22 protein-coding genes and 2 tRNA genes are annotated in these 19,981 nt (G+C 33.7%); 7 read left to right on the forward strand and 17 right to left on the reverse strand.

Going from position 1 to position 19,981, the window contains the following annotated elements:
* The first annotated feature begins 29 nt into the window (after positions 1-29).
* From AC1EUU_RS15190 to AC1EUU_RS15210, 5 genes are all read left to right on the forward strand, one after another.
* A complete protein-coding gene (locus AC1EUU_RS15190) occupies positions 30-2,450 on the forward strand; it encodes an efflux RND transporter permease subunit (RefSeq protein WP_480202298.1) in 2,421 nt (806 codons plus the stop codon).
* Between the two features lies 1 nt (position 2,451).
* On the forward strand, positions 2,452-3,312 hold the full coding sequence (gene rfbA / locus AC1EUU_RS15195; protein WP_480202299.1) for a glucose-1-phosphate thymidylyltransferase RfbA: 861 nt from the start codon (positions 2,452-2,454) through the stop codon (positions 3,310-3,312).
* An 82-nt stretch (positions 3,313-3,394) separates the two neighbouring features.
* On the forward strand, positions 3,395-4,825 hold the full coding sequence (gene asnS, locus AC1EUU_RS15200) for an asparagine--tRNA ligase (RefSeq protein ID WP_480202300.1): 1,431 nt from the start codon (positions 3,395-3,397) through the stop codon (positions 4,823-4,825).
* A gap of 76 nt (positions 4,826-4,901) precedes the next feature.
* A complete protein-coding gene (gene rpoN, locus AC1EUU_RS15205) occupies positions 4,902-6,353 on the forward strand; it encodes an RNA polymerase factor sigma-54 (RefSeq protein ID WP_480202301.1) in 1,452 nt (483 codons plus the stop codon).
* Positions 6,354-6,448: 95 nt separating this feature from the next.
* Positions 6,449-6,970, forward strand: coding sequence for a hypothetical protein (locus tag AC1EUU_RS15210; protein ID WP_480202302.1), 522 nt, complete (start codon positions 6,449-6,451; stop codon positions 6,968-6,970).
* On the opposite strand, the gene AC1EUU_RS15215 is transcribed toward AC1EUU_RS15210, so the two are convergent.
* The 7 genes from AC1EUU_RS15215 to AC1EUU_RS15245 all read right to left on the reverse strand — a co-directional run bounded on the left by AC1EUU_RS15215 (position 6,958) and on the right by AC1EUU_RS15245 (position 11,276).
* Positions 6,958-7,635 (reverse strand): porin family protein, encoded by a 678-nt coding sequence (locus AC1EUU_RS15215; protein ID WP_480202303.1) that lies wholly within the window; start codon positions 7,633-7,635, stop codon positions 6,958-6,960. The two genes, AC1EUU_RS15210 and AC1EUU_RS15215, sit on opposite strands and share 13 nt — an antisense overlap.
* 71 nt (positions 7,636-7,706) lie before the next feature.
* Entirely contained in the window at positions 7,707-8,180 is a 474-nt protein-coding gene (locus AC1EUU_RS15220; RefSeq protein WP_480202304.1) for an ExbD/TolR family protein, read from the reverse strand.
* 8 nt (positions 8,181-8,188) lie between these two features.
* On the reverse strand, positions 8,189-8,779 hold the full coding sequence (locus AC1EUU_RS15225; protein WP_480202305.1) for an ExbD/TolR family protein: 591 nt from the start codon (positions 8,777-8,779) through the stop codon (positions 8,189-8,191).
* Between the two features lie 6 nt (positions 8,780-8,785).
* Positions 8,786-9,250: a hypothetical protein gene (locus AC1EUU_RS15230; protein WP_480202306.1), complete on the reverse strand. Its 465-nt coding sequence runs from the start codon at positions 9,248-9,250 to the stop codon at positions 8,786-8,788.
* 6 nt (positions 9,251-9,256) lie between these two features.
* On the reverse strand, positions 9,257-10,006 hold the full coding sequence (locus AC1EUU_RS15235; protein ID WP_480202307.1) for a MotA/TolQ/ExbB proton channel family protein: 750 nt from the start codon (positions 10,004-10,006) through the stop codon (positions 9,257-9,259).
* Between the two features lie 75 nt (positions 10,007-10,081).
* Positions 10,082-10,168 (reverse strand) — tRNA-Ser (locus AC1EUU_RS15240).
* A gap of 76 nt (positions 10,169-10,244) precedes the next feature.
* Positions 10,245-11,276 (reverse strand): asparaginase, encoded by a 1,032-nt coding sequence (locus tag AC1EUU_RS15245; RefSeq protein WP_480202336.1) that lies wholly within the window; start codon positions 11,274-11,276, stop codon positions 10,245-10,247.
* Between the two features lie 178 nt (positions 11,277-11,454).
* Here AC1EUU_RS15245 and AC1EUU_RS15250 point away from each other — a divergent pair, with 178 nt between their 5' ends.
* Positions 11,455-12,150 carry a zinc metallopeptidase gene (locus AC1EUU_RS15250; protein WP_480202308.1) on the forward strand — a complete coding sequence of 232 codons (696 nt, stop codon included), beginning with the start codon at positions 11,455-11,457 and terminating at the stop codon, positions 12,148-12,150.
* A gap of 52 nt (positions 12,151-12,202) precedes the next feature.
* Here AC1EUU_RS15250 and AC1EUU_RS15255 read toward each other — a convergent pair whose 3' ends face one another.
* The 7 genes from AC1EUU_RS15255 to pdxA form a co-directional block, all read right to left on the reverse strand.
* Complete coding sequence (locus tag AC1EUU_RS15255) at positions 12,203-12,667, reverse strand: Lrp/AsnC ligand binding domain-containing protein (protein ID WP_480202309.1); 465 nt, start codon at positions 12,665-12,667, stop codon at positions 12,203-12,205.
* A 79-nt stretch (positions 12,668-12,746) separates the two neighbouring features.
* The gene (gene accC / locus AC1EUU_RS15260; protein WP_480202310.1) at positions 12,747-14,090 is read right to left on the reverse strand and encodes an acetyl-CoA carboxylase biotin carboxylase subunit; all 1,344 of its coding nucleotides are present in this window, start codon (positions 14,088-14,090) and stop codon (positions 12,747-12,749) included.
* 27 nt (positions 14,091-14,117) lie between these two features.
* Complete coding sequence (gene accB / locus AC1EUU_RS15265; protein WP_480202311.1) at positions 14,118-14,600, reverse strand: acetyl-CoA carboxylase biotin carboxyl carrier protein; 483 nt, start codon at positions 14,598-14,600, stop codon at positions 14,118-14,120.
* Between the two features lie 30 nt (positions 14,601-14,630).
* Complete coding sequence (locus tag AC1EUU_RS15270) at positions 14,631-15,632, reverse strand: beta-ketoacyl-ACP synthase III (RefSeq protein WP_480202312.1); 1,002 nt, start codon at positions 15,630-15,632, stop codon at positions 14,631-14,633.
* Between the two features lie 174 nt (positions 15,633-15,806).
* Positions 15,807-16,001: a 50S ribosomal protein L32 gene (gene rpmF / locus AC1EUU_RS15275; protein WP_480195236.1), complete on the reverse strand. Its 195-nt coding sequence runs from the start codon at positions 15,999-16,001 to the stop codon at positions 15,807-15,809.
* Positions 16,002-16,013: 12 nt separating this feature from the next.
* Positions 16,014-16,535, reverse strand: coding sequence for a YceD family protein (locus AC1EUU_RS15280; RefSeq protein WP_480202313.1), 522 nt, complete (start codon positions 16,533-16,535; stop codon positions 16,014-16,016).
* Positions 16,536-16,599: 64 nt separating this feature from the next.
* Complete coding sequence (gene pdxA / locus AC1EUU_RS15285) at positions 16,600-17,652, reverse strand: 4-hydroxythreonine-4-phosphate dehydrogenase PdxA (RefSeq protein ID WP_480202314.1); 1,053 nt, start codon at positions 17,650-17,652, stop codon at positions 16,600-16,602.
* 115 nt (positions 17,653-17,767) lie between these two features.
* On the opposite strand from pdxA, the gene AC1EUU_RS15290 reads away from it, so the two are divergent.
* Positions 17,768-18,352 carry a riboflavin synthase gene (locus tag AC1EUU_RS15290; RefSeq protein WP_480202315.1) on the forward strand — a complete coding sequence of 195 codons (585 nt, stop codon included), beginning with the start codon at positions 17,768-17,770 and terminating at the stop codon, positions 18,350-18,352.
* A 5-nt stretch (positions 18,353-18,357) separates the two neighbouring features.
* Here the strand turns inward: AC1EUU_RS15290 and AC1EUU_RS15295 are convergent, their stop codons facing one another.
* The 3 genes from AC1EUU_RS15295 to AC1EUU_RS15305 all read right to left on the reverse strand — a co-directional run bounded on the left by AC1EUU_RS15295 (position 18,358) and on the right by AC1EUU_RS15305 (position 19,971).
* A complete protein-coding gene (locus tag AC1EUU_RS15295) occupies positions 18,358-18,606 on the reverse strand; it encodes a PID-CTERM protein-sorting domain-containing protein (RefSeq protein WP_480202316.1) in 249 nt (82 codons plus the stop codon).
* Positions 18,607-18,819: 213 nt separating this feature from the next.
* Positions 18,820-18,893: transfer RNA gene (locus AC1EUU_RS15300), tRNA-Ile, on the reverse strand.
* A 61-nt stretch (positions 18,894-18,954) separates the two neighbouring features.
* Positions 18,955-19,971: a polyprenyl synthetase family protein gene (locus AC1EUU_RS15305; RefSeq protein WP_480202317.1), complete on the reverse strand. Its 1,017-nt coding sequence runs from the start codon at positions 19,969-19,971 to the stop codon at positions 18,955-18,957.
* Positions 19,972-19,981: the final 10 nt, after the last annotated feature.

A 19,981-nucleotide genomic window follows, 5' to 3' on the forward strand; every position in this document is an offset into this window, starting at 1 on the left:
TGTTACTCTTAAAAAAAGACTCTTTTTTAATGAATTTTTGGGCATTAGTTTCTCGTATTATTTTAAAAGGAAGAATTCCTATTCTTATTATTTTAGGTATTATTACCTATTTACTTTATACGCAAACCCAGCACATTAAGTTTTCTCATACAGAAGCTAATTTATTACCTTCTGATCATCCTGTAAATTTAGAATATAATAAGTTCCTTGAAATTTTTGGAGAAGAAGGTAATATTATTATTCTGGCCGTACAAGATTCTTCAATATTTAGTGCAAAAAAATTCAACAATTGGAATGCCCTATCAAGTCATATTAATGCGTTTGACGAAGTAGATTTTAGTGTTTCGGTTGGAGATATTAAAAAATTAAAAAAGGATAATGCAAATAAAAAATTCGTTGTTGAATCACTTTATCAAAAGAATCCTAAAACAGACGCAGAAGTTCAAAAAATAAAACAGGAACTTTTTGATAAACTACCCTTTTTTGATAATTTTTTATTTAACAAAAAGACAGGCACTATACGTTCTGTTATTTACATCAAAAAGGATATTGTCAACACTATAAAGCGTAAGGATTTTATTTTTAAGGACTTAAACCCTTTAATTGAAAAGTTTGAGGCTGATAACAATCTAGACGTGCGTGTATCTGGAATGCCCTATATCCGTACCATGAATGCCCAAAATATTATTGACGAAATAGGCATTTTTGTTGGTTTGGCATTACTTATTACTTCGTTAATATTCTTCTTTTTCTTTAGGTCATTCAGAGCCACATTTATAACTATGCTAGTGGTAAGTATTGGTGTAATCTGGGCCTTAGGTTTTATAGGATTGTTTAGGTATGAAATCTCTGTTTTAATGGCATTGATTCCTCCATTGATCATTGTAATTGGAGTTCCAAACTGCATTTTTCTAATTAATAAATATCAACATGAAGTAAAGAGTCATGGTAATCAGGCAAAATCATTACAACGTGTTATTTCTAAAATTGGTAATGCCACATTAATGACCAATGTAACTACAGCCTCTGGTTTTGCTACTTTTATTTTTACTAAGAGTGTACTACTTAATGAGTTTGGTATAATTGCTTCTATTAACATATTAGCCATATTTATATTATCACTGCTGATTATTCCAATAATCTACAGTTTTATGGCGAAACCAAAAGGTAAACACTTAAAGCACCTAGAGAAACGTTGGATTGACCGTATTGTTAATTGGATGGAAAATGTTGTGCGCCATAATCGTATTGCCGTATACATTACCACAGTAATCATTATTATAGTAAGTATTATCGGAGTATATATGATTCGAATTTCTGGTAGTTTAATTGAAGATATGCCTAAAGGAAAACCTTTCTTTAAAGACATTGTTTTCTTCGAGCAGGAATTTGGTGGTATTATGCCACTAGAAATTATAATTGACACAAAAAGACCTAAAGGAGTTTTAAAATTAACCACTCTAAAACGAATGGATAGACTCAATGAAATCATTGATGAAATACCAGAACTTTCCCCTTCTGTGTCGGTTTTAAACTTAGTAAAATACTCCAAACAAGCTTATTATAATGGAAATCCGAAATACTATCAATTGCCCAATGGTCAAGAACGTGCTTTTATTTTAGAATTCACCAAAAACTCCGATGCGAATTCTGATCTGCTCAATAATTTTGTAGACTCTACCGGACAATATGCCCGTATAACTACATTTATGAAAGATATTGGCACTGAAAAAATGGAGCGTATTGAAGAACGCTTAGAAGCCAGAATAGCAAAAGAATTTCCTGAAGAACGTTATGAAGTAAAAATGACGGGTAAAGCATTGGTATTCTTAAAAGGAACTAATTATTTGATTAGAAATTTGGTTGTTTCTTTATCATTAGCCATCCTTCTTATTTCAATTTTCATGGCTTGGATGTTCCGCTCTTTTGAAATGATCCTAATTTCATTACTTCCCAACATACTACCGCTCTTAGTTACCGCAGGATTAATGGGGTATCTAGGAGTTCCTATAAAGCCTTCTACTATTTTAGTATTTAGTATTGCTTTTGGTATTTCGGTAGATGACACGATACATTTCCTAGCCAAGTACAGACAAGAATTACAGGCACATCAATGGCGCGTAAAAAAATCTGTTTATGCCGCATTGCGTGAAACTGGTGTAAGCATGTTCTATACTTCCATTGTTCTATTTTTTGGATTTTTAGTGTTTATTGTCTCTAGTTTTGGAGGTACCATTGCCTTAGGTGGACTCGTTTCAGTCACTTTACTATTTGCAATGGTGTCCAATTTATTATTATTGCCGTCGTTATTATTATCGTTGGAGCAACGTATTGCGAACAAAAGGGTTCTTAAAGAACCTGCCATGAAAATTATTCCAAAGGAAGAGGAAGAATTAGAAATGAATGGTGATCAAAATGAAGAAACCAAATTAGAAAAAGAAAAAGCATAATATGAAAGGAATTATTCTAGCCGGTGGAAGTGGTACACGTCTACATCCATTAACCTTAGCAGTAAGTAAGCAGTTAATGCCTATTTATGACAAACCAATGATTTACTATCCGCTTTCAACTTTAATGTTAGCAGGTATTCGCGATATATTAATTATTTCTACTCCGCATGACTTACCATTGTTCGAAAGATTGCTTGGTGACGGTAGCAGAATAGGTTGCAATTTTCAATATGCTGTTCAAGAAATTCCTAACGGATTGGCACAGGCATTTGTTATTGGTGAAGAATTTATTGGTGATGATAAAGTAGCCTTGGTATTAGGTGATAATATTTTTTATGGTACTGGCATGCACAGAGCCTTAATCAATGCTTATGAAAACAATGGTGGTACTGTTTTCGCCTATCACGTAAATGACCCCGAACGTTATGGTGTTGTTGAATTTGATGAAAACAAGAATGTTATTTCTATTGAAGAAAAGCCCCTCGAACCTAAATCTAATTATGCAGTACCGGGTATTTATTTTTACGACAATGATGTTGTTGAAATTGCCAAAAACCTAGAACCTTCGGCCAGAGGTGAATATGAGATAACAGATGTCAATAAAGAATACCTAAAAAGGGGTAAGTTAAAAGTAAGCATGCTTAGCAGAGGAACTGCGTGGTTAGATACAGGTACGTTCAAATCACTTATGCAAGCACAGCAATATGTACAGGTTATTGAAGAGCGACAAGGTTTAAAAATAGGATGTATTGAAGAAATTGCCTTCCGTAAAAAATTCATTACCAAACAACAGCTTATTGAAATAGCTGAGCCATTACTTAAGAGCGGCTATGGCCAGTATTTAATGAATCTAGTTAGTTAATTGATTCTATCAAAAATTAGATTTGTTCAATCGTTAATATACTTGCAATCCTTATCTTTGCACTTCGATAAAAATTAGAACGATGCAAAAGAACGTTGCAGAACTATTACAATCTACAGAATATTTACAAAAGGTACATTTAAAAGGCTGGGTAAGAACCTTTAGAGCGAATCGTTTTATTGCTTTAAATGATGGATCAACCATTAAAAATATACAGTGTGTTGTTGACTTTGAAAATACGGATGAAGATGTATTAAAAAGAATCACTACAGGAGCTTCTGTAGCAGTTACTGGGACACTTGTAGAAAGTCAAGGTAAAGGGCAAACCGTAGAAATTCAGGTTTCAGAAATTGAGATTTTAGGAGACTCAAACCCGGAAGAATATCCTATTCAGCCTAAAAAACATAGCTTTGAGTTTTTACGTGAAAATGCACACCTTCGCGTTCGAACAAACACTTTTAGTGCTGTAATGCGGGTTAGAGCAGCATTATCTTATGCTGTGCATAAATATTTCACAGAAAATGGTTTTTACAATTTTCATGCACCAATAATCACAGGTTCTGACGCTGAAGGTGCTGGCGAAATGTTTCGTGTAACCACACTTGATGTCGATAAAGCGTCAAAAGATGAAAACGGTGAACTAGATTTCAAGGAAGACTTTTTTGGTAAAGAAACCAATTTAACTGTTTCTGGTCAATTAGAAGCCGAGACCTATGCAATGGGCTTAGGGAAGGTTTATACTTTTGGGCCTACTTTTAGAGCTGAAAATTCAAATACTACACGCCATTTAGCCGAATTCTGGATGATAGAACCCGAAATGGCTTTTTATGATCTTGATGATAGTATGGACCTAGCTGAAGATTTTATTAAAAATGTTCTACGCTATGTTCTTGATAATTGTAAAGATGATTTAGTGTTCTTAGATAATCGTTTAACTCAAGAAGAGAAAATGAAACCTCAAAATGAACGTAGCGAAATGAATCTATTGGAAAAGTTGCAATTCGTTGTTGAAAACAACTTTAAACGTGTTACATACACCGAAGCTATTGACATTTTACGTAATTCTAAACCAAACAAAAAGAAAAAATTCCAGTTCTTAATCAATGAATGGGGTGCTGACTTGCAAAGTGAGCACGAACGTTATTTAGTTGAAAAACACTTTAAATGTCCGGTGATATTATTTGATTATCCAGCTAACATTAAAGCATTTTATATGCGTTTAAATGATGATGGCAAAACAGTTCGTGCCATGGATGTTCTTTTTCCAGGCATTGGTGAAATTGTAGGGGGTTCTCAGCGCGAGGAACGGTATGATGTACTTTTAGAAAAAGTAAAAGGTATGGGTATCGATGAAAAGGAATTATGGTGGTATTTGGATCTTCGCAAATTTGGTACCGCAGTACATTCTGGTTTCGGACTAGGGTTTGAACGCTTAGTGCAATTTACTACCGGGATGAGTAATATCCGCGACGTAATACCTTATCCCAGAACACCGCAGAACGCAGAATTTTAATTAATTAATTATTACTATAGAATTAGCAGCCTTATTTATTTAAAAATACATAATTTTAGGTTAGCAATTATCATTTATGCTTAAACAACATCTTCAATATAAGTTATCACAAAAGCTATCTCCACAGCAAATACAGCTGATGAAGCTTATACAATTACCAACTCAAGCATTTGAAGAAAAGATCAAACAAGAAATTGAAGAGAATCCGGCGCTAGAGAGTGGTAAAGAAGAACAAGACACATTTAGTGATACAGTGCAGGATGATTACGACGATTCGGGTAATGAAACTATTGAAGCTGATATCAATATTGATGAATATTTAAGTGATGATGAAGTGCCTAATTATAAGTTACAAACTAATAATTACAGCAGTGATGATGATGAAAAGCACATCCCTTATGCAGCTGGCACTTCCTTTAATCAGCACCTAAAAAATCAATTAAATACATTTCGTTTAAATGAACAGGAGCGTCAGATAGCCGAATTTTTGGTTGGTAGTATTGACGAAAGTGGGTATATACGTCGTAGCATTGAAGATATTGTTGATGATCTTGCATTTACCACCAATATTTATACCGATGAGTCTGAAGTAGGGCGCATGCTCGAGGTAGTACATCAATTAGACCCCGCTGGAGTAGGTGCTCGAAGTTTAGAAGAATGTTTGCTCATACAACTAGATAGAAAGAGTGAAACCGAAAGTCGGACTCTTGCTAAAAATATCTTGTCGAATGCCTTTGATCATTTTGTAAAGAAGCATTATAAAAAACTTTTACAAAAGTTTGATATTAATGAGGAAGCCCTTAAAAAGGCTATCCAAGAAGTTGAAAAATTAAACCCTAAGCCTGGTGGTTCTTATGCCAGTTCAAGTAAAATAGTAGAGCAAATCGTTCCTGATTTTTCAATTAGAATTATTGAGGGTAAATTAGAATTAACTTTAAATTCTAGAAATGCACCAGAATTACATGTGTCTTCAGAGTATAACAATATGCTTAAAGGATATAAAGAATCCAAGGATAAGTCAAAATCGCAGAAAGATGCGGTACTTTTTATCAAACAAAAATTAGATGCAGCCAAGTGGTTTATTGATGCTATAAAACAACGTCAGCAAACACTTTTGCTAACAATGAATGCTATCATGTATCATCAGGAAGAATATTTTATGACTGGTGACGAACGTAAGCTGAAGCCAATGATTTTAAAGGATATAGCCGATAAAATCAACATGGATGTATCAACAATATCTAGGGTTGCAAATAGCAAGTATGTAGATACCCCCTATGGTACCAAATTGATTAAAGAGTTTTTCTCTGAATCAATGAAAAATGAGCAAGGAGAGGACGTATCGACACGTGAAATCAAAAAAATATTACAAACGGTAATAGAAGAAGAAAATAAAAAGAAACCTCTAACAGATGATAAATTATCGGCTATCTTGAAGGAGAAAGGCTATCTCATTGCCCGAAGAACCGTAGCAAAATATCGAGAACAACTAGGTATTCCGGTTGCTAGGTTACGTAAAGAAATTTAAGTATGCTTTTCTATCGGACTATATCTTACATCTTTCACCCAGTTTTATTTTCAACAATAGCTTCTTTTTTATATTTCATTATTCTACCAAGTCATATGCCTGATGAAAGTGAGCGTATTGTTTTGGCTATTGTTTTTTTAACCACATATATTATTCCTGTTTTGTTAGTCTTTTTCCTAAAGCGTTTTGGCCTTATAGATGATTATCATATGAAAACCATAGGAGAACGTAAATTCCCAATACTATTTATGATATTATTATTCTTTTTATTAGGAAAATTACTACTTGACTCAAAAATTGTTGACTTATTAGCTTATTCCTTTTTTGGTTGTGGGATTGGGTTAATCTTAGTTTATCTTCTTTTTCCATTAAAAATTAAAACCAGCCTGCATACCTTAAGCATTTCGGGACTAATTGCATTTGTCTGTATAATGAGTTATCAATATGAAATAAATCTATTAATATTGATTATTTTTTTATTTGTACTTTTTGGAGTTATAGCTGTTTCTAGGTTAAAGCTGGATGCTCATAAAAACTTAGAAGTCTATATAGGGCTGCTCATAGGATTTGTATCACAATTAGCGGCATATCGCATTTTTTTACATTACCATATGTAGAAAATCAGTCCTATTCTAAGTTCTTTTGAATTAATTGATTTTCCAGTACTATTCATAAATGCATCTGAAAAGATATTATTTAAACCATAATAAACTGTAGCATTCCAGGTTCCATACCCCAATGCTAAAGTAAGTCCGTATTGAAACTTATTAACTTCAGAAATATTCCTAATAACGGTTGTTTCACTCTGTATTAATTTGGCATTAGATGTGAAAATGTAGCCCAATTTCACCCCCGTATATATTCTCCAGAATTTATATTTGGTTGCGGTAGAAGTCCTCCATCTTATTTCTATGGGTAATTCAATACTATGAAGCGAAAACTTATTTCTTGTAAAAGTTCCATCTACAGGTTTAAAAACGGTGTTATTGTTAACCTCAGATATTTCTAAGTTTTGAAAATAGGTGTTTCTACCATATCCTAACCCAAGACCTATTCCAAAATTTCGTCGTTTGTTTAAAGGTATATCCTTAATATATCCAATAAAGAATCCATTAGAGAATCCATTAGGTGAAATACTATCAGGACGTTTGTTCAATACATTGTAAGTTAGTCCAAAATAAATTTGATCTTCTAAATACTTCGAACCAATACTATCCTTAATTTGAGCGAAGCTTAAAGAAATGAAGAAGAATAATAGAAAAGTAAGTATTCTGGTTTGCATCTGAACAAATATAAAAAAAGGCAATCAAATCCATATGGATGATTGCCTTTTTAAATTAAATACTAATTTAATTAGTTTTTTATATTATCAAGTGCACTTCCTTTAAGCGTAGAATAATTAATTTTTAATGCATTTACGTCTCTAAGCTTTTGCTTTATATCGGTAATAGTACCAACATTTGCTTCAACATCAGCTTTAATGGAAGTAGTAAGTTTCGGAATATCAGACTCTGAATGTTTTGCTCGAACTCCAAAGATAAAAGCCGGAACTTGATCTACAGATGAAATCTTATCATTCAACTGAATTAAGTCACCTTTAACTGCTCCATCTTTAGCTTTACCAACGTAAATATAATTTACCAAACTCTTCTTCTCTAATTTCTGAACTTCTGTAGCTTTTGGCAACTGAGGCTTTTTAATCTTCAGTTCCGTTTCACGCATTACAGTTGTTACCATAAAAAAGAATAATAACATAAATACAATATCCGGTAAAGATGCCGTAGAAATTCCAGGCATTCCTTTTTTCTTCTTTTTGAATTTAGACATACTCTTTTCTATTTAGTAGGTTCAGCCTCTGAGATAATTTGAGGGTAAATCTCAAGTTTAATTTCCTTTTGCTGTTCGTTAGTAAGTCTATCAAAATCCCTGCCATATTTCTTATTTGCATAGCGATTTCTAAGATCATTATATGCACCTACCAATTCATTTTGAACTGATATATATGTAGCATATGCTGTACCTCTATCACTTTGTAAAGAAATAATAGCTTTTTTAGGATGGTCTGATGACTCCGGATCTTTCGCTCCTTCACACCACGAACATACTTTTAAGTTTTCTTTTGCCATAGCTTCGGCCGAACCTCCACCATTGTCAATAAATTTCTTAGCAGCTTCTCTAAGTTCGTCAATTTGCATGTATTGATCTCCTTCTACTAAAATTTCATTACGTCTGTTAATGTTAACTTCAAAAACGTTTTTCATTTTTAGTACAGGTGGTTCAACATCTTCAGGTTGTTTCTCTGGTAATTTACGAGAAATACCAGTATCAATATCCATAGTTGTTGTTACCAAGAAGAATATCAATAGCAAAAAGGCGATATCAGCCATTGATCCAGCGTTGATTTCTGGGGTGTCTCTTCTAGCCATAAAAAATTATTTTAACATTCCTCTAACTAAGCCCAAGCCAACTAATACAAGTCCGCCTAAACCTAAAAGTCCAGTAAAGTTAATTAGAGCACTCACCCATTTCGAAGTGCTTCCTGCTTCACCATTCTCAATTATATTTCCGGTTATATCCGTAACTGCTGCATCCGACGCAGTGAAATATGCAATGGCAAGCACAACTCCTAAAACTACTAGCATCATTAAAGTCTTCTTTAAAGCTTGTGGATGCTTAAGTAAATTTAGAATTGAAAATAAAACCGCCGCCGCCGCTGCAACAATCAATATCACTTGTGTAAAAGCAATAAATGGGCTTACAATGCTATTTTGCAGATCGGCTGAATTCTGAACCTCATCACTACCAGCCATCATAATTCTAATTAGGAAAAAGAATCCTAATAATCCAATGACTGCAGCAACTATGGTTAATATTTTAGATAATTTATTATTACTCATAATTGATTATTTTTTGTGTCTCACTAATAAGTCAACTAGTGAAATTGAAGCGTCTTCCATGTTATTTACAATACCATCTACTTTTGAAATAATGTAGTTGTAAAAAATCTGAAGAATAATAGCCACAATTAGACCAAATACTGTAGTTAATAATGCTACTTTAATACCTACTGCTACTACGGCAGGAGAAATATCTCCAGCAGCTGCAATCGAATCAAATGCATCGATCATACCAATTACAGTACCCATGAAACCAAGCATTGGTGCTAACGCAATAAATAATGATAACCATGAGATATTTTTTTCTAATAATCCCATTTGTACACCTCCATAGCTAACTACTGCCTTTTCAGCTTGCTCAACACCTTCATCCATTCTATCTAATCCTTGATAGAAAATTGAAGCAACAGGGCCTTTAGTATTTCTTGCAACTTCTTTTGCAGCTTCAACACCACCAGAAGATAATGCATCTTCAATGTTGCTAACTAACTTGTTCGTGTTAGTTGTTGCCATGTTTAAGTAAATAATTCTTTCGATAGCAATGGCTAAACCTAAAATTAGGGTTAATAATACAATTCCCATAAAGAATGGGCCACCTTCAATAAAACGTTGTTTAACAACTTGGTGGAATGTTTTAGGTTCATCGGCATCTGCAGCTTGCTCTGTTTGAACAGCGGTATTTAACGCATAACTATTTTGAACTGAGCTCAAAAATAATAATCCTGTGATAGCTAGGATGGTAAGTACTTTTTTCATTGTGTAAATCTTAATTAATTAAATTAGTTAACGGGTTAAAGATATAAATTTTTTGTAAATAAAAAATATGATCCGCGGAGAGGAAGGGATTCGAACCCTCGATACAATTTCTCGTAAACACGCTTTCCAGGCGCGCGCCTTAAACCACTCGGCCACCTCTCCAAAAAATGCTTTTCAAATTTTTTGGACAAGCAAGTAACAAAAAATATTATGTAATTAAAAAGAATTAGGTAAAAAACTAACTCATTTCACCTCTTAAAGGCGTTTCATATATTTTTTTAAAATCCTTTAAGGTATTTTGCTCACCTAAAAGATACATTAATTTTGCGAGTGCAGACTCGGTAGTGATGTCTTTTCCATTAATTAATCCGATCTCTTGTAATTGAACACTTGTTTCATACTGACCAAGTATTACACTCCCTGCCAAACACTGAGTTACGTCAATGATATGAATTCCCTTTAATAAGGCCGCCTTAAGTAAATTTATAAACCAGGTTTCTGTAGGAGCATTTCCAGACCCATATGTCTCTAAAACAACCCCCTTCAAACCAGGAATGTTCAATATACTTTTAACAACCTTTTCTGTAATACCAGGAAACAGTTTTAGAATTGCAATGTTATCTTCAAGTTTTTTTCGAACAATCAGTTTTTTATTGGCAGAGTTTCCTTTTAATAAATTATCATCGAACTTTAAATGAACCCCACTCTCCGCTAATGGAGGGTAATTTGGTGAAGCGAAAGCCTCAAATTGTTCGGCGTTAACTTTGGTTGTTCGATTCGCTCGGTACAATTTATATTCAAAATATAAGCCTACTTCTTTAACATTTGGTTCGCCGTTTATAGTTCTCGAAGCAGCAATTTGAACCGCAGTAATTAGATTTTCTTTTGCATCGGTTCTAAGATCTCCAATAGGTAATTGAGAACCTGTGAAAATAACTGGTTTTTTTAAATTTTCTAGCATGAAGCTTATCGCCGATGATGTATAAGACATGGTGTCAGAACCTGTAAGTACAACAAATCCATCTTTAGAAGAATAGTGTTTTTCAATAATTTCTACAATAGCAACCCAATACTTCGTATTCATATTCGATGAATCAATGGGTTCATCAAATGAAACGGACTCAATATTACAATTTAACTGATTTAATTCTGGAATCTTTTCATATAAATGTCTAAAATCAAATGCTTTTAATGCATTTGTTTCATAATCTTTGATCATTCCAATTGTACCTCCTGTATAAATTAATAGTATTTCAGGAACTTTTGTCATGTCTGTTTTTTTCATTCGAAATAGATGAAATATAAAATTAAAAAACTGATTACCAGAGCGATAATAAATAAATTCTACTTCATAAAAGGAAATTAAGAATCCTTTTACGTTTTTGGAATAATTTATGTTGTAAATTTATCAAGATTATTAAACTAACAATTAAAAACATTATAAAATTATGATAGGATTTTATGCGCTTATTGGAATAATAGCTCTGGTAAGTTGGCTGGTAAGCAATAAGCTTAAAAGTAAATTCAAATATTATTCTCGAGTTCAATTGCGTAATGGCATGAGTGGTGCTGAGATCGCTGAGAAAATGTTGATTGATCATGGAATCTCCGATGTGAAAGTAATTTCAACACCGGGAATGTTAACCGATCATTATAATCCAAAGAATAAGACAGTAAATCTAAGTGAAGGTGTATATAATCAGCGTAATGCGGCTGCAGCTGCGGTAGCTGCGCATGAAGTTGGTCATGCTGTGCAACATGCAAAAGCGTATGAGTGGTTAGGTATGCGCTCAAAGCTCGTACCTGTTGTAAGTATTACGTCTAGATTTTCAACATATTTAGTAATTGGAGGATTGATATTAGGGGCTGCTTCAGGAAATACCGGAATAGGTTACTTTGTGGCAATTGCAGGATTAGTTGCTATGGCTTTGGGGACAGTATTTAGTTTTGTGACATTACCAGTAGAATATGATGCCAGTAATAGAGCACTAGCCTGGTTAAAAAATAAAAATATGGTAAGTCAAGAGGAGTATAAAGGATCTGAAGATGCTTTAAAATGGGCTGCCAGAACCTATCTAGTTGCTGCTTTAGGTTCTTTAGCTACATTATTATATTGGGCTTGGCAAGTTTTAGGTAGAGATTAAGTTTTTTGAAAAAACATAGATATAAAAAATCCCACAAAAAAGTGGGACTTTTTTATATCTTAATCTGACGCTCTATCTGCTGCTCTAATGAAATAAAAGTTTCCGTTCTTGATACTCCTTTAATAGATTGAATTTGCTTATTCAATACATGCATCAGGTGTTCATTATCTTTACATAGAATCTTTACAAATATTGCGTAGTTCCCTGTTGTATAATGACTCTCTATTACCTCATCAATTTCTTTAAGTCTTTTCACTGCTTCTTTATAAGTACTTGCTGCATCTAGAAAGATTCCAACGAAGGCAAGTGTTTTATATCCTAGAACTTTAGGGTTAACAACAAATTTAGAACCAGCTAATAATCCTGATTTTTCTAACTTTCGTAAACGCTGATGAATAGCAGCTCCTGAGATTCCAACTTCACGAGCAATGCTTAAAATTGGTGCTCGAGCATCATTCATTAAATTCTTAAGAATAATTTTGTCTATACCGTCAATATGTAAGCTTTTTTCCTTCAATTTTTAAAGTTTGAAATAAAAGTAAAAAAATAAAGGACACGAAATCATCATGCCCTTTACTATTTATTATCATCTGAAATTATTCAGGTTGCATTTCAAAATCTTCCATAAACTTCGTGGTATAATTACCCGCTAAATAATCTGGATGATCCATCAATTGTCTATGAAATGGTATTGTAGTTTTAATCCCTTCAATTACAAATTCGTCTAAAGCACGCTTCATTTTGTTAATTGCCTCTTCCCTTGTTTGAGCAGTTGTGATCAACTTTGCAATCATAGAATCATAATTAGGAGGAATCATATAGCCGGCATACACATGTGTATCCAATCTTACTCCATGTCCGCCTGGCGCATGTAAAGTTGTAATTTTTCCAGGTGAAGGTCTAAAATCATTATAAGGATCTTCGGCATTAATTCTACATTCGATTGAATGCAAATTTGGTGTATAATTTTTACCAGAAATTGGCACACCTGCCGCCACTAATATTTGCTCACGAATAAGATCAAAATCAATAACCTGCTCAGTAATAGGGTGCTCAACTTGAATACGCGTATTCATTTCCATAAAGTAGAAATTTTTATGTTTATCAACTAAAAATTCTACCGTACCGGCTCCTTCATATTTAATGTATTCTGCTGCTTTTACCGCTGCTTCACCCATCTTCTTGCGAAGTGCATTTGTCATAAACGGTGAAGGTACTTCTTCAGTTAATTTTTGATGGCGTCGTTGTACCGAACAATCACGTTCAGATAAATGACATGCCCTCCCTGTAGAATCACCTACAACTTGTATTTCTATATGGCGTGGCTCTTCTATTAGCTTTTCCATATACATATCGTCATTACCAAAAGCTGCTTTAGATTCTTGTCTTGCAGAATCCCAGGCATCTTTCAAGTCTTCTTCTTTCCAAACAGCGCGCATTCCTTTTCCTCCACCTCCGGCAGTAGCTTTAAGCATAACCGGATAACCAACTTCTTTTGCTAATTCCACACAACTCTCATAGTTTTCGATAATTCCATCACTACCTGGAACACAAGGAACACCAGCCGCCTTCATTGTAGCTTTAGCAGTTGCCTTATCTCCCATTTTAGAAATCATTTCTGCAGAAGCTCCGATAAATTTTATACCATGCTCTTCACATATTTTAGAGAACTTTGCATTTTCTGATAGAAAACCATAACCAGGATGTATTGCATCTGCATTGGTAATTTCCGCAGCAGCGATAATATTTGAAATCTTAAGATATGATTGGTTACTTGGTGCCGGACCAATACGAACAGCTTCGTCGGCAAATTTTACATGTAAACTTTCTTCATCAGCTGCCGAATAAACTGCAACCGTCTTTATACCCATCTCTTTACAAGTACGAATTACTCGAAGCGCAATCTCACCGCGATTAGCGATTAAAATCTTCTTAAACATAATTTCTGATTTTAGTTAGACAAGAAATTATGAAGGATCAACCAAAAATAAAGGTTGATCAAACTCAACAGGTGAAGCATCATCTACCAATATTTTAACTATAGTACCCGATACCTCAGATTCAATTTCGTTGAATAGTTTCATCGCCTCAATAATACAAACTGTATCACCCACGTTTATCTTACTACCCACTTCAACAAACATTGGTTTGTCTGGTGAAGGCTTTCTATACATTGTACCAATTATTGGTGATTTAATTACTACATATTTAGAATCATCATCGGCAGGTGTTTCAGTCTTTGCTGGTGCTGCTGGTGTTGCCGCAGGTGCCGGTGCAGCTGCTGGTGCCACTGGAATTTGCGCAACCGGTGCTTGCTGAACAATTGTTGTTTCTGTTTTGCCAGATCCGGTTTTAACCGTAATCTTAACATCTTCCATTTCTAATTTTACTTCGCTAGCTCCTGATTTAGCTACGAACTTAATTAGATTCTGAATATCTTTTAAATCCATTTTATTTTAGAGTTAGTAGTTAGTTCTTACTTATGAATTATATGCCCATTTTAAGTAAATAGCTCCCCAAGAAAAGCCTCCACCAAAAGCGGCAAAAATTATATTATCTCCTTTACGGAGTTGATTTTCGTAATCATTTAATAATAATGGCAATGTTGCAGAAGTAGTATTACCGTATTTATGAATATTCATCATAACCTTTGAATCATCCAATTTCATACGCTCTGCTGTGGCATCAATAATTCGCTTATTTGCCTGATGTGCAGCCAACCAAGCAACATCTTGTTTAGAAAGGTTATTACGTGTCATAATCTTTTCACTTACATCAGCCATATTAAACACAGCATTCTTAAAAACAGTTCGCCCTTCCTGATGTACAAAAGAACCGCCTTCTTCACCAATAACATCGCCCTTTTTATATGGATAGGACGAGCCACCTCTTTTTACCTGCAAAAATTCTCGCCCTTCACCGTTTGTTCTCAAGTATTCATCTTGCACACCAAACCCTTCATTGTTTGCTTCAAATAATACCGCACCAGCCCCATCACCAAAAATAATGCAAGTAGCTCTATCTTGGTAATCGATCATTGACGAGTTCTTATCGGCTCCAATCAAAAGGACTTTCTTATACTTACCTGATTCAATAAAGCTAGATGCTACAGACATACCGTATAAAAAACTAGAACAGGCAGAATCTAAATCAAATGAAAAAGCATTTGTCGCTCCTATACCGTAAGCTACAAATGCTGCTGTTGATGCTGCTTGCATATCTGGTGTTGCCGAGGCAATAATAACCAGATCAATTTCTTTAGGATCTAATTTTGACTTAGCAATTAAATCTTCAGCGGCTTTGATAGCCATAAAAGAAGATCCTTTACCTTCATCCTTTAAAATTCTACGCTCCTTAATTCCTGTTCTTGTAGTAATCCACTCATCATTGGTTTCTACCATGGTTTCCAGAATTTGATTGGTAAGTATATATTCCGGAAGGTATTTTCCTACGGCTGTTATGGCTGCAGTAGTCTTACTCATATTAGTTGGTTTATATAAATTCTTAAAACCTTTTTTTCGGCAAAAGTGGGTTCAAAGTAATAAAAATTATTTCGGTTTTTCGTCAAAAAAATACTGTTTTTTACCTCTTTTTGATGCAAAACATAAAAAAAACCCTCAAAAATGAGGGTTTTTGCTGTATTTTAACTCTAGTTATTAAGCTTCAGCTTCAGTACTATCAATCACTACTTGTCCACGGTAATATAATTTACCTTCATGCCAGTGAGCTCTATGATATAGGTGTGCTTCACCAGTTGTAGGATCAACCGCAATCTGAGGTGTAGAAGCTTTATAATGAGTTCTTCTTTTATCTCTTCTTGTTTTAGATATTTTTCTCTTAGGATGTGCCATCTTTATTCGTATTTAATTATCTAACAAGTCTTTTAATTTCGACCATCGAGGGTCTGTATCTTGACTTATATTATTTTCTTTTGGTTTTAATTCTTCAAGTTTTTCTAAAATATCAGATTGTAACGAGCCATCAGCTAAACCCGGATGTTCCTTTTTTATAGGAACAGCTAAAACTAACATCTCATAAATAAACTGCGTAACATCCAATTGATGTTCAGAATGAGGAATAATTAAAATTTCCTCATTTTCATCATTAAAGAAATCGCCAAACTTTACGACTAATTTTAACGAAGTATCAACAGGTTCATTATAAGGCTCGTTAGTAACATCACAAGCTACATTTATAAATCCTTTAGCACTAAATTCCAATTCTAATAAAGTGTTCTTTTTAACAAAATCAAGGTGAACAATTATCTGCGCATCTAAAATTTCATCGTAAGGATTTGACTCAAAGAACGTACTGTCTATATTATAATCAAACTGATGTTTTCCTTCTTTTAATCCTATAAAAGGAATGCTAAACTTTTTATTCATTTTCAAATAACATCAATTTGAGCGCGCAAAGATAAAAAATTATTACAAAACAGACTAGAAAATATTAATTTTTAGTTTCATCGGAAAGCACCAGCTTGTTTTCTTGTAAGTTTAAATATTCTTCTCTTTTCTTGTAAATTTTAATCGCAGCAAAAAGGGCCGCTTTAAACGAATGATGATTCGCAAGATTCTTCCCGGCAATTTCGTATGCCGTTCCATGATCTGGTGAAGTTCTTATTGCATTTAATCCAGCGGTAAAATTCACTCCAGTTCCAAATGACAATGTCTTAAAAGGGCCCAACCCCTGATCATGATACATCGCTAAAACGCCATCAAATTTTTTATAGGATTCTGAGCCAAAAAAGCTATCTGCAGCATAAGGACCGTACACTAACTTACCCGATTCTTGTATTATTTTGATTGTAGGCCTAATAACTTCATCGTCTTCCTTTCCTATTACGCCATGATCACCACAATGTGGGTTGAGACCTAAAACAGCTATTTTTGGTCTAGATATACCAAAGTCTTGTTGTAAGGATTTATACATTATAGCAACCTTGCTAGTTATCAGTTCAGAAGTAATTGTTTCAGCGACCTTACTAACTGGTATGTGCCCAGTAATTAATCCAATTTTTAGCTCATCAGTCATTAATATCATTAAACTTTTCCCCTTAAGTTTATCTTCCAAATACTCTGTATGCCCTTTAAAACTAAATTTATCTGACTGGATATTATTTTTATTAATAGGGGCAGTAACTAAAACATCTATCTTTCCTTCACTTAAAGCTTTTGTTGCAGCCTGTAAGGACAAAAAAGCATATTTACCTCCTTCCGGGGTTTCCTTGCCAAATTCAATATTTACATTTTCATTCCATACATTCAATAAATTCAACTTGTTGGCAGCAGCTTTATCAAGATTATTAATTCCATTTAATTTAACATCGTCTTTCCCGAAGCTCTTTTTATGCACAGAAGCCACTTTATTTTGGCAAAATAATATTGGCGTACAAAAATCAAACATACGATTATCTTTAAATGTTTTTAGAATAATCTCAATTCCAATTCCATTAATATCACCTGCCGATATTCCAACCTTAATTTTATCTACTTTTTTCATTTAACTACACTATAATTTTTACTTTTGAAAATGTTAATTTTGCAGATAAGTTCTACACAACGAAAGTAACAAAACTTACTGGATAAATATTAAAATTTAGTTATTTACAAATAACATGTTTACAGGCATTATAGAAGAAATAGGAACGGTAACCAACTTAGTTAAAGAAGCAAACAATTTACATATCTCAATAAGCAGCTCTATTACAGATCAACTTAAAATTGATCAGAGTATCGCTCATAATGGGGTTTGTCTTACGGTGGTTGATATTAAAGATGATATATACAAAGTAACTGCCATTGACGAAACACTTACTAAAACGAACTTAGGCCAACTTACTAAAGGCACAAAAGTGAATCTGGAGAGGGCTATGAAACTTGGTGACAGACTTGACGGACACATTGTGCAAGGGCATGTAGATCAAATTGGTATATGTCAAAATATTCAAGAAGCAGATGGAAGCTGGATCTTTACTTTTAATTATGACAGGTCTTTAAACAATATAACTATCGAAAAAGGATCTATAACAATTAATGGCGTGAGTTTAACCGTAGTTAATTCTAAAGAAAATAGCTTTAGCGTAGCTATTATACCTTATACATACGAGCATACTAATTTTCACTCGTTAAAGGCTGGGGACAATGTAAATCTTGAATTTGATGTAATCGGGAAATACGTAAGTAAACTAATAAGAAAGTAAGTCCTTTATTTCGCTTTATTATCTCTCAATCGCTTAACACCATAAACAGCACCTAGGGCAAACAACCATATCACACCTCCATCAATTGGGGCGTCCGGGGGTGTAATTATACATATCCATTGATCTGGACCAATACAAAGCGGCTGCATACCTTCTGCACATGGTGGTGGAACGCCAGTACATTGAGCATTAGCATCACTAATAAAAAGAAATGCTATAACAAAAACAATGAGTGCTATATACTTTTTTAACATAAAACTTCCCCTTTTTACTTTACAACTAACGCCTAATTAGCTAATTAATTGCAAATATATAATTTTTTTTTACCTAAGCTCAGCTAAGATAAGACTTTTACTATTAACTTAAGTTTAATTCTAAAAACAAAAAACAATTAAATTCTTTTTAAAGAATTATTTATCAAACATATTGAAAATCTCCTACTCAATACGTTAACACCTCTATTTTTGTGGACCCAGAAGGGCTCGAACCTTCGACCCCCTGATTATGAGTCAGGTGCTCTAACCAACTGAGCTATGGGTCCAAATTGGGGTGCAATATTACCAATTATTTAGATTCTGTACAATCTTTATTAAGAAAATAACCTAAATCGATCTATTCATTAAATTTTTTGAGAGATTTTTAAATTCTATCGCGTAAATTTTATCAAGTGTACTAAGTTCACAAGCATTAAGTGCTCTTTCTGTATAAGTCTCAATTTCCTCTTTAACTAAACTATCAATTTTATACTTCTTAAATATACTTATCACCTCTTTTATTTTACCATCAGTATCATTTTCTTTACTTCTATATAAGTAGGACAAGCGCTCTCTATCTTCTGCCTTACTTAAACTTAAGGCTTTAAGATACAACCATGTTTTTTTATTTTCGATAATATCACCTGCCTTTTGTTTTCCAAAGTCTAGGGTTCCAAACACATCTAAATAATCATCCTGTAACTGAAAGGCAATTCCTAAATTTAATCCGAAATCATAAATATTTTGTATGTCCTTATCGGAAGCTTCCGCTATAATTGCGCCCATCTTCAATGATGCCGCTACCAAAACCGCAGTTTTATATTCTATCATTCGTAAGTACTCAGCTATCGAAACATCATTTCTTGTCTCAAAATCAATATCATATTGTTGTCCTTCACAAACTTCTAAAGCTGTTTTACTAAAAAGCTTGGCTAGCGCTTTAAACTTTTCAGGTTCATAGTCTTCAAATAATCGGTAGGCCAATATCATCATGGCGTCACCTGATAATATCCCCGTATTTAAATCCCATTTCTTATGAACTGTCACTTCCCCCCTTCGTAACGGGGCTTCATCCATAATGTCATCATGAACTAGCGAAAAATTATGAAATACTTCCACGGCCAAGGCTGCATTCAAGGCATCTTTGATATCTCCACCAAAGGCTTCACAACTCATTAGAACAAGTGCAGGTCTTAAACGTTTACCTCCTAGATTAAGTATATACTGTATAGGTTCATATAAACCTTTTGGTTCTTTAACAAATTCTTTCTCATTGAGATACTTTAAAAAGACCTTTTGAAAATTTTCTATACTCAATACATTAATTTTTTGTAAAAATAATGCAATCAAATAGAATGATTTCATCTAAATGTTA

It is taken from the genome of Maritimimonas sp. 2205BS37-2, from assembly GCF_056591755.1.

Coding starts and splice junctions, on each gene's coding strand:
- AC1EUU_RS15190 (WP_480202298.1), top strand. CDS start 30: ATGAATTTTTGGGCATTAGTTTCTCGTATTATTTTAAAAGGAAGAATT.
- rfbA (WP_480202299.1), top strand. CDS start 2,452: ATGAAAGGAATTATTCTAGCCGGTGGAAGTGGTACACGTCTACATCCA.
- asnS (WP_480202300.1), top strand. CDS start 3,395: ATGCAAAAGAACGTTGCAGAACTATTACAATCTACAGAATATTTACAA.
- rpoN (WP_480202301.1), top strand. CDS start 4,902: ATGCTTAAACAACATCTTCAATATAAGTTATCACAAAAGCTATCTCCA.
- AC1EUU_RS15210 (WP_480202302.1), top strand. CDS start 6,449: ATGCCTGATGAAAGTGAGCGTATTGTTTTGGCTATTGTTTTTTTAACC.
- AC1EUU_RS15215 (WP_480202303.1), bottom strand. CDS start 7,635: ATGCAAACCAGAATACTTACTTTTCTATTATTCTTCTTCATTTCTTTA.
- AC1EUU_RS15220 (WP_480202304.1), bottom strand. CDS start 8,180: ATGTCTAAATTCAAAAAGAAGAAAAAAGGAATGCCTGGAATTTCTACG.
- AC1EUU_RS15225 (WP_480202305.1), bottom strand. CDS start 8,779: ATGGCTAGAAGAGACACCCCAGAAATCAACGCTGGATCAATGGCTGAT.
- AC1EUU_RS15230 (WP_480202306.1), bottom strand. CDS start 9,250: ATGAGTAATAATAAATTATCTAAAATATTAACCATAGTTGCTGCAGTC.
- AC1EUU_RS15235 (WP_480202307.1), bottom strand. CDS start 10,006: ATGAAAAAAGTACTTACCATCCTAGCTATCACAGGATTATTATTTTTG.
- AC1EUU_RS15245 (WP_480202336.1), bottom strand. CDS start 11,276: ATGACAAAAGTTCCTGAAATACTATTAATTTATACAGGAGGTACAATT.
- AC1EUU_RS15250 (WP_480202308.1), top strand. CDS start 11,455: ATGATAGGATTTTATGCGCTTATTGGAATAATAGCTCTGGTAAGTTGG.
- accC (WP_480202310.1), bottom strand. CDS start 14,090: ATGTTTAAGAAGATTTTAATCGCTAATCGCGGTGAGATTGCGCTTCGA.
- accB (WP_480202311.1), bottom strand. CDS start 14,600: ATGGATTTAAAAGATATTCAGAATCTAATTAAGTTCGTAGCTAAATCA.
- AC1EUU_RS15270 (WP_480202312.1), bottom strand. CDS start 15,632: ATGAGTAAGACTACTGCAGCCATAACAGCCGTAGGAAAATACCTTCCG.
- rpmF (WP_480195236.1), bottom strand. CDS start 16,001: ATGGCACATCCTAAGAGAAAAATATCTAAAACAAGAAGAGATAAAAGA.
- AC1EUU_RS15280 (WP_480202313.1), bottom strand. CDS start 16,535: ATGAATAAAAAGTTTAGCATTCCTTTTATAGGATTAAAAGAAGGAAAA.
- pdxA (WP_480202314.1), bottom strand. CDS start 17,652: ATGAAAAAAGTAGATAAAATTAAGGTTGGAATATCGGCAGGTGATATT.
- AC1EUU_RS15290 (WP_480202315.1), top strand. CDS start 17,768: ATGTTTACAGGCATTATAGAAGAAATAGGAACGGTAACCAACTTAGTT.
- AC1EUU_RS15295 (WP_480202316.1), bottom strand. CDS start 18,606: ATGTTAAAAAAGTATATAGCACTCATTGTTTTTGTTATAGCATTTCTT.
- AC1EUU_RS15305 (WP_480202317.1), bottom strand. CDS start 19,971: ATGAAATCATTCTATTTGATTGCATTATTTTTACAAAAAATTAATGTA.